This window comes from Lawsonibacter hominis (genome assembly GCF_014287895.1).
Lineage (GTDB): Bacteria > Bacillota > Clostridia > Oscillospirales > Oscillospiraceae > Lawsonibacter_A > Lawsonibacter_A hominis.
This window is the reverse complement of sequence record NZ_JACOPP010000021.1, coordinates 1-14,427: the sequence shown is the minus strand read 5'-3', so window position 1 is coordinate 14,427 and position 14,427 is coordinate 1. Positions and strand designations below refer to the sequence as shown.

10 protein-coding genes are annotated in these 14,427 nt (G+C 56.9%); 3 read left to right on the top strand and 7 right to left on the bottom strand.

Annotated features, from left to right (window positions below; translation table 11 throughout):
* Positions 1-28: 28 nt before the first annotated feature.
* The 7 genes from H8S57_RS12870 to H8S57_RS12840 all read right to left on the bottom strand — a co-directional run bounded on the left by H8S57_RS12870 (position 29) and on the right by H8S57_RS12840 (position 8,928).
* Positions 29-1,246: an ethanolamine utilization protein EutH gene (locus tag H8S57_RS12870; RefSeq protein WP_186908438.1), complete on the bottom strand. Its 1,218-nt coding sequence runs from the start codon at positions 1,244-1,246 to the stop codon at positions 29-31.
* A gap of 47 nt (positions 1,247-1,293) precedes the next feature.
* Positions 1,294-2,085 carry an enoyl-CoA hydratase/isomerase family protein gene (locus H8S57_RS12865; RefSeq protein ID WP_186908437.1) on the bottom strand — a complete coding sequence of 264 codons (792 nt, stop codon included), beginning with the start codon at positions 2,083-2,085 and terminating at the stop codon, positions 1,294-1,296.
* Complete coding sequence (locus H8S57_RS12860) at positions 2,075-3,565, bottom strand: two-component system sensor histidine kinase NtrB (RefSeq protein ID WP_186908436.1); 1,491 nt, start codon at positions 3,563-3,565, stop codon at positions 2,075-2,077. The genes H8S57_RS12865 and H8S57_RS12860 overlap by 11 nt, the downstream gene beginning before the upstream one ends.
* A gap of 102 nt (positions 3,566-3,667) precedes the next feature.
* Positions 3,668-4,447, bottom strand: coding sequence for an enoyl-CoA hydratase/isomerase family protein (locus tag H8S57_RS12855; RefSeq protein ID WP_186908435.1), 780 nt, complete (start codon positions 4,445-4,447; stop codon positions 3,668-3,670).
* 20 nt (positions 4,448-4,467) lie between these two features.
* On the bottom strand, positions 4,468-5,769 hold the full coding sequence (locus tag H8S57_RS12850) for an acetyl-CoA hydrolase/transferase family protein (protein ID WP_186908434.1): 1,302 nt from the start codon (positions 5,767-5,769) through the stop codon (positions 4,468-4,470).
* Positions 5,770-5,789: 20 nt separating this feature from the next.
* The gene (locus tag H8S57_RS12845) at positions 5,790-7,199 is read right to left on the bottom strand and encodes an APC family permease (protein WP_186908433.1); all 1,410 of its coding nucleotides are present in this window, start codon (positions 7,197-7,199) and stop codon (positions 5,790-5,792) included.
* A gap of 397 nt (positions 7,200-7,596) precedes the next feature.
* Complete coding sequence (locus tag H8S57_RS12840; RefSeq protein ID WP_186908432.1) at positions 7,597-8,928, bottom strand: sigma-54-dependent transcriptional regulator; 1,332 nt, start codon at positions 8,926-8,928, stop codon at positions 7,597-7,599.
* A 303-nt stretch (positions 8,929-9,231) separates the two neighbouring features.
* Between H8S57_RS12840 and H8S57_RS12835 the strand changes: the two genes are divergently transcribed.
* Genes H8S57_RS12835 through H8S57_RS12825 form a run of 3 tightly spaced genes read left to right on the top strand, consistent with a single transcriptional unit; the run spans position 9,232 to position 13,990 of the window.
* On the top strand, positions 9,232-11,607 hold the full coding sequence (locus H8S57_RS12835; RefSeq protein ID WP_186908431.1) for a 3-hydroxyacyl-CoA dehydrogenase/enoyl-CoA hydratase family protein: 2,376 nt from the start codon (positions 9,232-9,234) through the stop codon (positions 11,605-11,607).
* 13 nt (positions 11,608-11,620) lie between these two features.
* Positions 11,621-12,802: an acetyl-CoA C-acyltransferase gene (locus H8S57_RS12830; protein ID WP_186908430.1), complete on the top strand. Its 1,182-nt coding sequence runs from the start codon at positions 11,621-11,623 to the stop codon at positions 12,800-12,802.
* A 60-nt stretch (positions 12,803-12,862) separates the two neighbouring features.
* Positions 12,863-13,990: an acyl-CoA dehydrogenase family protein gene (locus H8S57_RS12825; protein ID WP_186908429.1), complete on the top strand. Its 1,128-nt coding sequence runs from the start codon at positions 12,863-12,865 to the stop codon at positions 13,988-13,990.
* The last annotated feature ends 437 nt before the right edge of the window (positions 13,991-14,427 follow it).

Below are 14,427 nucleotides of genomic sequence, written 5' to 3'. Positions count from 1 at the left end.
GGCCGTCAGGGGCGACCATCCCTCCGGGTCAGAGTTTGGCCGCCTTGCCCAGCAGCTTGTCGGAGAGCAGGTTTGCCAGGATCAGTGCACAGATGCCGCAGGTGAGCTTGGCCACGATTACCGGCAGGATCATATCCTGATTGACGCCGGCAGTAAAGCCCAGGTGGTCACCGAAGACAAAGGCGGCGCACACGGCGAAGGAGATGTTCAGTAGCTTGCCCTTGGGGGTCATGTCCTTGACCATGTTGAATACCGGGATATTGTTGGCTAGATTGGCCACGAACCCAGCGGAGGCAGTCTCATCCACGCCCAGCAGCTTGCCGAAGGACATCAGCGGCTTGCGAAAGGTACGCTTGATCCACTCCACCATCGGGAAGGCCCCAATGAGCACTAGCGCGATGTTGCCCACGGTGATGAGGCTCTCTTTCAGGGGAGACATTCCATTGGCATCCTCAGCTACCATGATTTCCGCCAGGGGGAAGCGGATGCCGGTCTGGTACTGGAACACAGCGACAACGGTGCAGACGGTGATGACGGCAGTGACCACTGCGCCGAATTTGTCGAAGCCGTTCATCATGGCTTCCGGTTTGAACCATAGCCCGATGGCGATCAGAACCGCGATGATCGTGACGGGGATAATGTTTTGAATGAGGGCCAGCAGGTTCAGCGAATAGGGCGTCAGGCCCATAGCCAGCCCGCCGGTCAGACAGCCCAGAGGAACCGTGACCAAGCCGCACAGTATACCACAGGCCAGGATGGAGCGGTCCTTCTTCGGAACAATGGACAGGGCTACAGGAATATCAAAGAGGATGATGCACCCCATGGTGGTTCCTACAATCAGTCCGGCAAAATTGCCGATGGCCTGGTCGGAGCCAGCCAGCGACATGGCCAGAGAGTAGCCGCCCATGTCGCTGGCCAGCAGCGTGGTGGCAAAGACGGCGGGCGAGGCGCCGAAGAGAGCGTAGATGGGGGTAATGATGGGCTGGAGGATCATACACAGCACCGGAGCGGCGGCGATGACGCCCACCATGGCAACGGCCAGGGGGCCCATGGCATGGAAGCCCTCGTCAAAAGCGGCGCCATAGCCCTTCCGATTGCCGCGGATCTTGTCCACCGCGCCCACGACCATAAAGATCATCATGATCAGGATGATGGCGGAGTTGAAGGAAAAATGAGAGAGATAGCTGTGTAAACTCTCTGAAAAAGCCGCCGTATCGGTGACGGCGGAGATCAGTTCATCAAACATGAAGCAGATTCCTCCTCATAAAAGGCATCCGGGACAGGGCATCGCCACTAGGTCCCGTTGAACTGGGGAGAACGCTTTTCCACAAAAGCCCGTACGCCCTCCCTGTAGTCGTGGGTGTCCGCGCAGGAGTTCATTGTCGTCTCCTCCACCTGATGGAGGTAACGGTCGTAGTCGTGGAACGCGGCGCCATAGACCTGCTTTTTGATGTTGGTATAGGCGAAGAGCGGCCCGGCGGCCAACTTGCGGGCCAAGGCCATGGTGCGCTCCTCCAGTTCCTCTCTGGGACAGATCTCGTGGACCAGCCCCAGCCGGAGGGCCTCCTCCGCGGGAACAGGACGACCGGTAATGCACATCTCAAGGGCCCGCTGAGCGCCGATGCTTCGGCTGAGCAGATAGGGACCGCCGGTGTCTGGTACCAGAGCGATGCCCACAAACGCCTGGATAAACCGGGCGTTTTCCGAACAGACCACAAAGTCTCCGGACAGGGCCAGGTTGGCCCCGGCTCCGGCGGCGGAGCCACTGACCGCGCAGATAACCAGCTTGTTCAGCTGCTTCATGACCAGGGCCAGTTTGCCTACCAAAACGACCAGCTCGGAGGATTCAACAACTCCCCGCTGGATATTGTCGTAAAGATAGCGGATGTCCCCGCCGGCAGAGAAGGCTCTGACACCGCCCTTGAGCACGACGACCTTGACCTCTGAACTCCGGTCGCACTGGTAAAGACGCTCCAGCAGTTCTTTGGCCATATCCACATCGATGGCGTTGAGGTTTTCTGGACAGTCCATTGTGATGGTGGCCACTCCCGCCTCACAGTGAAAGGCTGTTTTCTTATATTCCATGGCATTCTTCTCCTTCCGCTGGCAGAGGCTCCGGCAACGGGAACGTTACCGTTACCGTTGTGCCGATGTTCTGCTCGGATGTTATAGATACGATAGCTTTACTCTGGTCGAATACTCGCTTGGCCACAAAAAGACCCAGGCCGGAGCCGCCATTCCTCGCTTTCGTGGAATAATAAGGCTTAAACAGATGATCAATCTTCTCCGGCGGGATGCCGCAGCCGGTGTCCTGAATGGAGACCTGGGCCGTGCGGGGCAGTCGGCGGCTGCAGACCCGAATCGTTCCGCTGGTTTGAATGGCCTCCACGGAGTTGATCAGCACATTGAGAAACGCTTGCTGCAGACCGCCGCTGTCTGCAATCAGTGTGGGGATGGACGGGTCCAAAGCCACGTCCATATCGATCTGTTTGCCGTTTTTCTGCCGATTGATGATGCGCACGCAGTTGTCGAGCACATCGTTCAGATTCATAGCCGACGGCTTGCGGGAGACACTGATATTGCCGAAGGAGAGCATCTGCTCGATGACGTTGTTGATGCGGCCGCTCTCATGGAGAATAATGTTGAGCAACTCCTGATGCTCCGGCGACAGGCCGCCATTGCGCAACAGAGCGCCGGCGCAGCCGTTAATGTTCATCAGGGGATTTTTTACATCATGAGCCAGTCCGGCGGAAATTTGACCTAGAAGGCTGAACTGCTTGCTCTGCTGCAACTCGTGCTCCATGGAACGCAGACTGGTTACGTCGTTTCCCACCAGCACCCCCCCGACCAGATGACCCTTGCTGTTCCGCAGGGGCGACAGGGTGGCATTGACGATGCGGTCGGTGTTCGGAAAGAGGGCTATGTCCCCCAGAAGCTGGCGCTGACCAAGCTGTGTTATCCGCTGGAAGCACTCGCTAAAAGCGTCGCGGCAGGCGGGGTTGATACAGGTCAGGAAATTCCGGCTCAATAGAGTGCTTACCCCAATGCCAAACATGTGGCGGATGTTTCCATTGCAGCTGACTACCTTTCCGGTCAGGTCCAAGACCACGATGGCGCTCTCAATGCTGTCTACGATGTTTTCCGATAGGTCCCGCTCCTGGATGGACTCGTTGTTCAGCAGGGTATAGGCGTACTTCAACTCGGAACAAATCTGCAGCCACTCCAGATTTGCCGGGCTGATATCTTCTCCTTTGCGGCAATACAAGGCGAAAACGCTGTAGCTGGCATCCCGGCGGATGGGGATCTTGCGGAAGTAGCAGTCCTCCATCTGAAAGAGCTGCATCCCATCGTCGCAGGTCAGCTCGTGGCCGTACTGATCCAGAAAGCGTTGGGGGATATCTCCCGCGGCCCCGGTCTCGTCCCGCTGGGCGTCGATATAAATTGCGCCCTGGTTGGTTTTGGTACAGATGGCGACCCAGTCCAACTGACATAGGCGGTACATCCCCATAGCGTGGTTCTCTTTCAATGTGACTTCGGCGCGGCAACTGGGATCGTGAAACAGCATAGGTGCTCATCTCCTGTCCGTCTGAGGCGGAGTATAGCTTCATCTATAAAAGGGAACCCGCCCCGGACACGAAGACGTCTGGGGCAGGTCCCGAATACGGGCTTATCTGCCGTGATAGACTGGGGGACGCTTCTCCAGGAAGGCGCGCAGGGCCTCCTTATAGTCTTCCGACTCTAGAGACTGCATCGTCTTGTCCCCGTCGAAGGCCACCAGATCAGCAATGTGAGCGGGGGGATAGATGTTGTTCAGGGATTCCTTCATGCACTTGACGGTGAAGGGCGGCAGGGAGATGATGCGTTTGGCCAACTTCATGGCAGTTTCCAGCAGTTGATCCTGGGGGACGATATCCATGACCATGTTGTAGTCCTTGGCCTGCTGGGCTGTGAGCAGATTGCCGGTCAGGGCCATGTAGCGGACTACCTTTGGCGGAAGAGAGTGGCTGGCTTCGGGCCCGCCGCCGATGATGCCCACGGTGACCTCGGTGATGCCGAATTTAGCCTCGGGGGCGGCTAGGACGATATCGGAGTAGGTGGCGATGCAGAAGCCGGCTCCCACAGCGGTGCTGTGGACACAGGTAATAACAGGTACCTTGCACTTGATTACAGAGGTCAGGCCCTTTTCCACCATATCGCCGTAAGGAATCTCGTGGGTGTCTTCGGCGCCGCTCTGAGCGGTCTCGTCCAATTCGTTCAGGTCGTTTCCGGCGCAGAAGAGTTTGTTCTTGGCCTGGAAGATGACACACCAGATTTCAGGATCCTGAGCCACCAGTTCGAAGACCTCGAAAATCTCGCTGTAGGCCTGATAGTTCAGGGCGTTAACCGGGGGACGGTCCAGGGTAATAATGCCGATGTGGCCCTCTTTCTTCAAAGACAGGTATTCCATAGTGCTTCTCCTTTCTTATTTTACCAAAGTTTATACTGCTCTGCACCCGCGCGCAGCATGTCACGGAAGTCGGGATGGGCAATGTTGATCAGGTTTTCCACACGGCCGGAGACGGGGACGCCTCTCATTTTAGCAATACCGTACTCGGTGACGATATAGTCGATGTCATTGCGGCTGATGGAGACGATGGAGCCGGGGGTAAGTATGGGCTGGATGGTAGAGATCGTGCCCTTCTTAGCAGTGGAGCGGATAGCGATGATGGCCTTTCCGCCCTTGGCGTGGTTGGCGCCAATGGCAAAGTCTGCCGCGCCGCCGGTGCCGGTATACTGGATGGGACCCATGCTCTCAGAACAGATCTGACCCATCATGTCCACCTGGATGGCGGAGTTGATGGAGATCATGTTGTCGTTCTGCGCGATGACATAGGGGTCGTTGGTGTAGGAGCCCCGCATGAGCCAGACGGCGGGGTTCTGGTCGATAAAGTCGTACAGTTCCTGGGAGCCCAGGGCAAAGTTCCCGATGATCTTTCCCCGGTGGAGGGTCTTTTTTTTGCCGTTGACAACGCCGGCCTCAGCCAACTTAGCCATGCTGCTGGTGATCATCTCGGTGTGAATTCCAAGGTCGTTTTTCTCCATGAAGTACAGAGCGGCAGCGTTGGGGATGTTGCCGATACCCAGTTGGATAGTGGCTCCGTCGGGCACCAGGTCGGCTACGTATTTGCCGATCTTCATATCCACCTCACCGGGGGCACCCTCCTCAAAAGCCACGATGGGCTCGTTGCTCTCATAGAGGTAGTCCACATCGGAAATATGAATCTCCACGTCGCCGTTGGTCTGGGGCAGATTGGGGTTGACCTCCAGAATGATCATCTTGGCCATCTCGGCGGCCTCCTGCTCGGCGATGACGCTCAGAGACATGCGGAAGTAGCCCTGGTCATCCATGGGAGAGACCATACAGACAAAGATGTCAATCCCGGTCTCCTCCAATCCGGCCCGGGCGAAGCCAGTGCTCAGATGGGCGGGCATGAACCAGGTGTTCCTGGTGTCGTGCATGGCCCGAGTATAATCATCGGAGAAGCCTGTACAGGGGATGATATGGCCCTTGCAGGCGGGATCCATCACGAAGGGATAGGGACGGTAGACGCCGGCATGGCGCAGAACCACGTTCTCCACCCGCGGTGCAATGGTGTGGAGTTTGCTCATAAAGGCGGCAGGCTCCAGGCCGTTGTAGGAGGTCCAGATCATGTCCCCGGACTTGACCATGGAGAGCGCCTGTTCCACGCTGATTTTCTTCTTGCTGTATTCTTCACGATGCGGGTTCATTTTTTTACCTCCCTTTGTCATTACTCTGTTTCGATATCGTTGAGACCCAAGAGTTGACGGCGTTCCTCCAGGGAACTCTTGTTCTTCCGATTCCAGACTTGATCGATGATGAGGGCGAAGATTACATACACAGCCAAAACACCCCATTCGATGGGCATCAGACCCGAGGGAGAGAAGGGGAGATACAGGCACGTAAATGCCAGACAGCACAGGAGAGAGATCCAGCCAATCAGTTTGGGATGCTTGACCCGGTAGGGGCGAGGCAAATCGGGACGGATCTTTTGTAGACGCAAGAAGCATACCGAGGTCAGTACCCACTCCAGCACCACGTTCAGAGACAGCGCGTCCGCCAGAATGCCGAAAATGGTCATGTTCGCGCCCATGAAGACCATAAGGCTGCTGAGGATGAACAGGAATAAGATGCTCTTATAAGGAGTATTAAATTTGGGATGTATATCAGAGAAGATTCCGGGCAGAAATTTGGCCCGGCCCAGACCCACTAACAGACGGCTGCCAGCCACATAGGCGGAATTCCAGGTAGTGAGCATACCCAGAAGAGCGGCAATGGCCACAAAAGTGCGGGCCACGATGGAACCGTTAAAGAGGACGGTGACTGCTTCAAGCACCGCCAGACCGGCGCCAGAGCGAACCTCCAGCGGGGCGGCAAAGCCCAGGCCCAGGACGATCATCAGATAGAAGATAGCGGCGGCCCAAATGGTAATGATGACCACGCGACCCACCATCTTATGGGGCACCTTGCCATCCTCTGCGGCCTGGGGAATGGCATTAAAGCCGGACATGAAGCCTGGCAGCATCAGCAACACGGTGAAGACGGCCTGGGGTGTGGTGAACAACGGCTCCATGTTGGCGGGCTCACCGAGGGCGATGCCGCTGACGCAGAAGAATACGGCGGCGGCCAGCAAGAGATAGACCGCCCACTTCTGGACAGTGCCGGAGATGGAAGCGCCCAGGATATTGATGACGGCAAATATACCGTTGATACCGATGGAGACGAGGATGTAGGACAGATAAACGGTTTCACCGGCAAACTGGTACAGCGGAACCACCTGGGGAACGGTAAAGCCGATGGTGGTGAGGATGACAGGGATGCCGATGGCCTCCACCGCCAGCAAGCCGACCCAGCTCAGCAGACACATCCATTGGGCGACTCTGGCCCACCCTAGCCCAAGGGCTTCGATACTGAAGATGACCTCGCCGCCTGCCTTGGGGTAGGTGGAAGACAGCTCTGCGTAGACCAAGCCCACGAAGCTGCATAAAATGGCTACAATGACGAAGGCCAGAACGCCGCCCATGGTTCCGCCCAGACTTCCCCACATGCCGCTGTAGATGACCCAGGACCAGCCGACAACGCATCCAAGACCGAGGGCTAACAACGCTTTCCAGTCAAAGGATTTCTGCAGTGTTGACATAATATTAAGCTCCTTTCTGTGGGGCGGCTCACCGCCCGTACCTAGACCGCCTGAATGCGGTCCCCTCTCGCTTTCCTGCCTCTGCAGGGGTGACCGGCTTGCGGTGCCGGTCTGTGTGTACCTCTGTGGGAAACGATGCGCCGGACTGCCTTACGTCAGACAAAAAAGCAAATCCGATGCCAAACCTGCGAAAGGGCGCTTTTGTCGAAAAATGGAGCCGGTGCCGGTATCGCGCGGGAAAGCGTGCCGCTAAGGTTGTGCAATTTTGGTACATGTGGAGCAATAGAAACGGCATATTTTGCACAAACGTATGGGGTTGTCGGTAGAAAAGCGCAGGATTGGAAACGGCTCCGCGGACCACTTTGTGGTCTGCGGAGCCGTAATTCTATTGATAAAGTCATTTGTTCAGGTGGTATTTCGCCAGCTTGTACTGCAGAGACCGACGGGAGATGCCCAACTCCTGGGCGGTATGCTCCCGGTGGCCTCCGTGCTTTTCCAGGGCGGCCAGAATGGCCATAATCTCCTGATTTTCCAGAGAGAGGGGGGAGGCGCAGGCGCTATGTCCCCCGGCGCAGGAGGTAATCTTTTTCGGCAGGTCCGAGGCGTGGAGGTGGCGCCCGTCGGACAGAACCACGGCGCTCTCCAGCGTGTTTTCCAGCTCCCGCACATTACCCGGCCAGTCATAGGCCATCAGCACATCGAAGATATCGTCGTCCACCCTCTCAAGGGCGACCCCCGTTTTTTCCATGTGGGAGCGGATGAAGGTGCGCGCCAACTCGGGGATGTCCTCCCGGTGGTTGCGCAGGGGCGGACACTCGATACACACGATGCTCAGGCGGTAGTAGAGGTCCGCCCGGAAGGTGCCGTCGGCCACCGACTGCTCTAGATTTTCATTGGTGGCGGCCACGATTCGGGCCTCGATGGGGATATCCTGGGTACCGCCCAAGCGGGTAAAGCGCCGCTCCTGAAGTGCCACCAGCAGCTTGGCCTGGAGCTCGGGCGAGAGAGTGCCGATCTCATCCAGAAAGAGGGTGCCCTGCCCCGCAAGCTCTAATTTGCCCTTCTTCTGGGCGGTTGCGCCGGTAAACGCCCCTTTTTCGTAGCCGAACAGCTCGCTCTCAATCAAATTATGGGGGAGAGAGGCGCAGTCGATGTGGGTGAAGGGCAGACTGCGGCGGTCCGAGGTCAGATGGAGGTATTTGGCCACCACACCCTTGCCGGTGCCGCTCTCTCCCGTGATAAGTACGGTGGTGTTGCGGTTGCGTATCTTCTCCACAGTGGTACGGATCTGCACTATGGCGGCGCTTTTCCCAATCAGCGTGGGCGTCTGGACAGCGTGGGGACGCCCCAGCTGAGCCATCCGTTGGCGGACCCTTCGGATTTGCTCCACCTTTTCCACCAGATCGGGAGGATCAAAGGGCTTGGTGATATAGTCGTCAGCCTGCATCTTCATGGCGGTCACCGCCCCGTCGATGGAGCCGTAGGCAGTCATCATAACGACAATCATGGGTAGGCCCTGCTGACGGATGGCCCGAAGCACCTGCAGGCCATCACAGACCGGCATGCTGATATCCAGCACGGCAGCATCATACCGTACATTCTGCAGTAGGGTGAGGGCCATATTTCCGTCGTTCGCCAGATCTACCAGAAAGGCGGCACGTTCAAATTCTAATTTCAACAGCTTGCGAATTGTTGGTTCGTCATCCGCAATCAGTATCCGAGGTCTCATAAAGCGCCTATCTCCCCCCTCTTTGTGTTTGTTTTGCGCCAAGTATAGTTATTGTAACACGCCAACTTCCCATATACAAGGCATAACAGGTTTATCCAATTTTTTCATAAGTTTTGGACAGGGGCGGAAGCGGATCTGCCGGCAGAGCACAGTATACGGAAAATGGCTGGCCGTCTGAAAATTGGCATGCCGTTTGCATATTTTCTGTGCCAGGAGTCCCTTTCAACCTCAGCACACCGGTTCTGCCTTACATCGGAATCGTATCTCTAAGGAGTCGTTTAAACTTGCAAAGGAGTGAACAGGATGGACTGCATCAATAAAACAACGTCCTTCAGCATCCAAAAGGCGGCCGTAATCGGAGCCGGCACCATGGGTGCGGGTATCGCGGCCTTGGTCGCAGACGCCGGTATTCCCGTCATCCTTTTAGACATCGTTCCCCCAAAGCTGACCGAGGAGGACGTGATCAAGGGAGTGGATACCAAAAGCCGCACATTCCGCGACCGCTTTGCCCAAGGCGGCAAGGAACGGGTATGCGACCCCAAGCGGGGCACCATCTATGACCCGGAGCACGCAACTCTGATTACGGTGGGCAACTTGGAGGACGACTTGGAACTTCTGAGGGACTGTGATTGGGTGGTGGAGGTCATCATCGAGGATCTGAAGGCCAAGCAAGACCTGCTGGAGAAGATACGTACCTATCTCAAGCCTGGCGCGTTCATCAGCAGCAATACCTCGGGTGTCTCTATCACCGGCATCGCTCAGGGACTGCCCCGGGAGATGCGCAAGCAGTTCCTGGGTACCCATTTCTTTAATCCACCCCGGTATATGCACCTACTGGAACTGATCCCCGGCCAGGAGACCTGTCCGGACCGCATGGCTTTTATGAAGGAGTTTGGCGAGCGGGTGCTGGGCAAGGGCGTGGTGGTGGCCAAGGACACACCCAACTTCATCGGCAACCGCATCGGCGTATATAAGAGCGTACAGACCTTCCAGCTCATGCTCAAGTACGGCTATGACGTCGAGACCGTGGACTATCTAACTGGCCCGGTGGTAGGGCGTCCCCGTAGCGCCAGCTTTGGCACCACAGATATGGTGGGTTTGGACATCCTCTATCATGTGGCGGGGAACGTCCGGGAAAAGCTGCTGGAGGCCGGCAATACCGAGGAAGCGAGTGCCTTTGAGCTTCCCCAATTTATCCATGAGATGTACCAAAACCGTCAACTGGGAAACAAGACCAAGGGCGGCTTCTACATGAAGGCATCCGACCCAAGCGGAAAAAAGGTCAAGCTGGTGTGGGATCCGGAACGGAAGGAGTATGTGCCCAAGAAGGGCGTGAAGATCCCCATTGTGGAGGAGGCCCTCAAGGGCCGGAATACTCGGGAACGGCTGAACAAGCTTCTCTGGGATGACAGCGACGCAGGACGGTTCACTTGGGAGAGTACCAAAGGCTTTCTGCTTTATAGCGCGGAAAAGGCCGAGGAAATCGCATGGAACTATCAGGACATCGACAAAGCCATGAAGTGGGGTTACAACTGGGAGTTGGGTCCCTTCGAGACCTGGGATGTCATCGGTGTGGAGCGCTCGGTACAGCGGATGCGGGACGAGGGCGCTGCCATCCCCCGGTGGATTGAGGAACGCCTCGGACGGGGAGAGACATCCTTCTACAATATCGACCCGCTGGACCGGCGGCTCTCCGCTCAGTATCCCACAGTGAAGGAGTACGGCGACTCCGCCCTGCTGGACCTAGACGACGGGGTGCTCTGCCTGGAGATAAGGACCAAGGGAAATGCCATCAACGAGTCCTTTATGGAGCATCTGCTGGACGCGCTGGACCTGGTGGAACAGACCCCGGCGTATCGTGCCTTGGTGCTGGCCAATGCGGGAACGAACTTCCTCACGGGAGCGGACCTGACCCAATTTCTCAAGAACGCCGAGGCGGGCAACTATGAGGCACTGAAGGAGTCCCCCAGAAGGTTCCACAAGGTGAGCCTGCGGCTCAAATACGCTCAAAAGCCCGTGATTGCCGCAGTGGCGGGCAAGGTATTGGGCGGCGGCCTGGAGTTTGCCCTCCACTGCTCCCGGGTAGTGGCCCATGCCGAGAGCTATATGGGGCTGGTAGAAGTCGGGGTAGGCATCATCCCTGGCGGCGGCGGTGTAAAGGAATATCTCTACCGTTGCATGGAGAAGGTGAAGCCTTTCGGTTTCCCAGACCTGAATCCCGTGGTTCAGAAGGTGTGGAAGACCATTGCCACCGCCACAGTGTCCAAAAACGCCTTTGACGCACGACATATGTGTTTCCTGCGGGACTCCGACCGCATCGTGATGAACCGCGATCAGCTGGTAGAAGAGGCTAAGAAGGAGGCTTTGCGCATGAGCGTGGACGGCTTCCACCAGACGGCCCCCAAGCCCGTCAAGGTTACCGGCATCAGCGGAAGGGCCGCATTGGATTATATGATTTCTACCATGCGCAAGGGCAACATGATCAGCGATTACGATGTGGAGGTGCTCTCTGCTCTGGCGAGGGTGGTTACCGGCGGTGACGTTCCCAAGGGTACTCTGGTAAGCGAGAGAGAGTTGCTGGATCTGGAAGCCGAGGGCAATGCTAAGTTGATCGTGACCAAGCAGGCGCTGGAGCGGGTCCGGGCCATCCTGACCACCGGCAAACCGCTCAGGAATTAAGGGGGTACGTGAAATGAAAGATGCAGTAATCGTGGCCCTGGGCCGCTCAGCCATCGGCAAGGCCCCCAAGGGCGTGTTCCGCCTCTCCCGCCCCGAGGATATAGGCGCACAGGTGCTCTCCGGCGTACTGAAGCAGGTCCCGCAGTTGGATGCCCGGCATATTGATGACGTGATCGTGGGCTGCGCTTTCCCAGAAGCGGAGCAGGGCATGAACCTGGCGAAGATCGTGATATCCAAGGCTATCCCCGGGGTGGATATCCCTGGCCAGACCGTAAACCGATTTTGCTCTTCCGGTCTGCAAACCATTGCCACCGCTGCCAATGCCATCATGGCGGGACAGGCCGAGGTGATAATTGCCGGCGGCATCGAGCTGATGAGCACTATTCCCATGGGCGGCAACATCGTTGCCCCCAATCCGGATCTGATCCAGTCTCAGCCGGACGCTTACACTGCTATGGGCATCACTGCCGAAAATGTAGCGGAACAGTACGGTGTGACCCGCCGGATGCAGGATGAATTTTCCATGGAGTCCCACCGACGGGCCAACGCCGCCCGGACGGAAGGGAAATTTGCCCAGGAAATTATTCCTGTAGAGGCGGTCACCACTTATGTAGACGAGACAGGGCACACCCGTATGGGGCTGCGAACCGTGGCGGAGGACGAGGGTATCCGTCCTCAGACCACGATGGAGAGTTTGGGCAAACTGCACACCGTGTTTAAGCTGGGCGGAACCGTGACTCCCGGCAACTCCTCTCAGACCAGCGACGGTGCGGCTTTTGTTATACTCATGTCTGGAGAGAAAGCTGCGGAGCTGGGGGTAAGGCCCATTGCGAAATTTATCAGCTTCGCCGTAGCGGGGGTGCCCTCTGAGCTGATGGGGATCGGCCCCATTGCAGCCATCCCCAAAGCGCTGAAGATCGCCGGGCTCCGCCAGGAGGATATGGATATCATCGAACTTAACGAGGCATTCGCCGCCCAGTCTCTCGCCTGCATTAACACCCTGGGATTGGATCAGAAGAAGGTCAACGTTAACGGCGGCGCCATCGCTATGGGCCACCCACTGGGGTGCACCGGCTCCCTGCTGACGGTTAAAGTGATACGGGAGCTGCAGCGCCGTGACGGACGCTACGGTATGGTTAGCATGTGTATCGGCGGCGGTATGGGTGCCGCAGGCGTGTTTGAGCGGCTGCCCTGAGGGCTGACGGAACGCCAAACTACCATCAAACGGAGCGCCTGAGGGCGCGGGAGGTTATTTATGAGTTTGTACACAGAAAATCAACTGAGCCTGAAGAGCATGGTGGCCGACTTCATGAAAAAAGAAGTTGTACCCATTATGGCGGAGTACGATCGCAAAGGCGAGGTGCCCATGGAAGCGGTTCGCAAGGGCTTCGAGATAGGCCTGCATCTGCTGGAACTCCCCGAGGCGTACGGCGGCATTGGACTGAGCTATGAAGACTACTGCATCGTGCAGGAGGAACTTTCCTCCTATGAGGCGGGCTTCAGCACTACCTTCGGAGCATCAGATCTAGCGGTCAAGGCAGTGATGAACGCGGGAAGCGAAGAGCAGAAGCAGTACTTCGGCGACTTCATTGCCCAAGGGCACCTGGGAGCCTTCTGCCTCACAGAGCCCCAGGCTGGTTCCGACGCCGCCGCCGTGCGCACCACGGCTGTACGGGACGGTGACGACTACATTTTGAACGGTACCAAGTGCTTTATCACCAACGGCGGCATTGCCGACATCTTCGTTGTCATTGCTGTGACCGATAAAAGCAAGGGCGTCAAGGGACTGTCTGCCTTCATCGTGGAGCGATCCAGGGGTGTGAAGAGCGGCAAGGAAGAGGACAAATTCGGCATACGCTTGTCCAACACCACGGACGTGATCTTTGAGGATGTACGGATTCCGTCCAAGAACCTGCTGGGTCAGGAGGGCCGCGGCTTTATCACAGCCATGAAGGTGCTGGAGCGAGGCCGGGTCAACTGTGCCGCCGGCGCGGTGGGCATCATGCGCCACGCCATTGAGCTGGCTGCCGATTACGCTAAGACCCGGGTTACTTTTGGTAAACCTATCGCGGCCAACCAGGGCATCCAGTTCATGCTGGCAGATATGAAGATTGCCGAGGAAAGCGCCCGGCAGCTGATGCTGTATGCCGCCCGTCTGTGTGATGCAGGGGAAAATTTCCAGATAGCCGCCTCTGCCGCCAAGGCCTACGCCGGTGACTGTGCTATGAAGGTCACTACGGACGCGGTGCAGATATTCGGTGGGTACGGCTATAGCCGGGAGTACCCGGTGGAAAAGCTGATGCGCGACGCAAAAATCTTCCAAATATATGAGGGAACCAACCAGATTCAGCGTTCCGTCATCGCTGGGGCTATGCTGAAATAAGAGTATAGTCACTTGCAGGACCGAATCTGGCACCTATTCTATGGGTGATCCGGTCTTGTCCCTATAGAGTAATGTCTAACTCCCGCGAAGGTGGTTGATCGTGCTCGATATAACTCGATTTCGGACAGCATCTAAAGGGAGAACGTTTGGACATAAGTCACAGCCGCCAGTATCAAATAAAAATAGGCAACAACTAAAAACAACATGATTTTAAGGCCCAGTTCAGTCCTGTACTGAACTGGGTTCTTATGTGCTGGGCGGCATCGGTCGCCCATGATTGAAGTGATGGACGTAGGGGTGCAACCGTGCAGGAATCTCTGGAGGGATATCATAGAAGTGCAGAGAGTAAACACCCAAAAGTGATAGAATAAGAAATACAGGAAGGTGTTTACGATGCGCAAATATGATAAGGAATTCAAAGAGGAAGCAGTCAAGCT

Bases quoted from the DNA above. Each gene is read 5' to 3' on its own strand.
- H8S57_RS12840 (WP_186908432.1), bottom strand. From the start codon at position 8,928: ATGAGACCTCGGATACTGATTGCGGATGACGAACCAACAATTCGCAAG.
- H8S57_RS12850 (WP_186908434.1), bottom strand. From the start codon at position 5,769: ATGAACCCGCATCGTGAAGAATACAGCAAGAAGAAAATCAGCGTGGAA.
- H8S57_RS12855 (WP_186908435.1), bottom strand. From the start codon at position 4,447: ATGGAATACCTGTCTTTGAAGAAAGAGGGCCACATCGGCATTATTACC.
- H8S57_RS12825 (WP_186908429.1), top strand. From the start codon at position 12,863: ATGAGTTTGTACACAGAAAATCAACTGAGCCTGAAGAGCATGGTGGCC.
- H8S57_RS12845 (WP_186908433.1), bottom strand. From the start codon at position 7,199: ATGTCAACACTGCAGAAATCCTTTGACTGGAAAGCGTTGTTAGCCCTC.
- H8S57_RS12870 (WP_186908438.1), bottom strand. From the start codon at position 1,246: ATGTTTGATGAACTGATCTCCGCCGTCACCGATACGGCGGCTTTTTCA.
- H8S57_RS12835 (WP_186908431.1), top strand. From the start codon at position 9,232: ATGGACTGCATCAATAAAACAACGTCCTTCAGCATCCAAAAGGCGGCC.
- H8S57_RS12865 (WP_186908437.1), bottom strand. From the start codon at position 2,085: ATGGAATATAAGAAAACAGCCTTTCACTGTGAGGCGGGAGTGGCCACC.
- H8S57_RS12860 (WP_186908436.1), bottom strand. From the start codon at position 3,565: ATGCTGTTTCACGATCCCAGTTGCCGCGCCGAAGTCACATTGAAAGAG.
- H8S57_RS12830 (WP_186908430.1), top strand. From the start codon at position 11,621: ATGAAAGATGCAGTAATCGTGGCCCTGGGCCGCTCAGCCATCGGCAAG.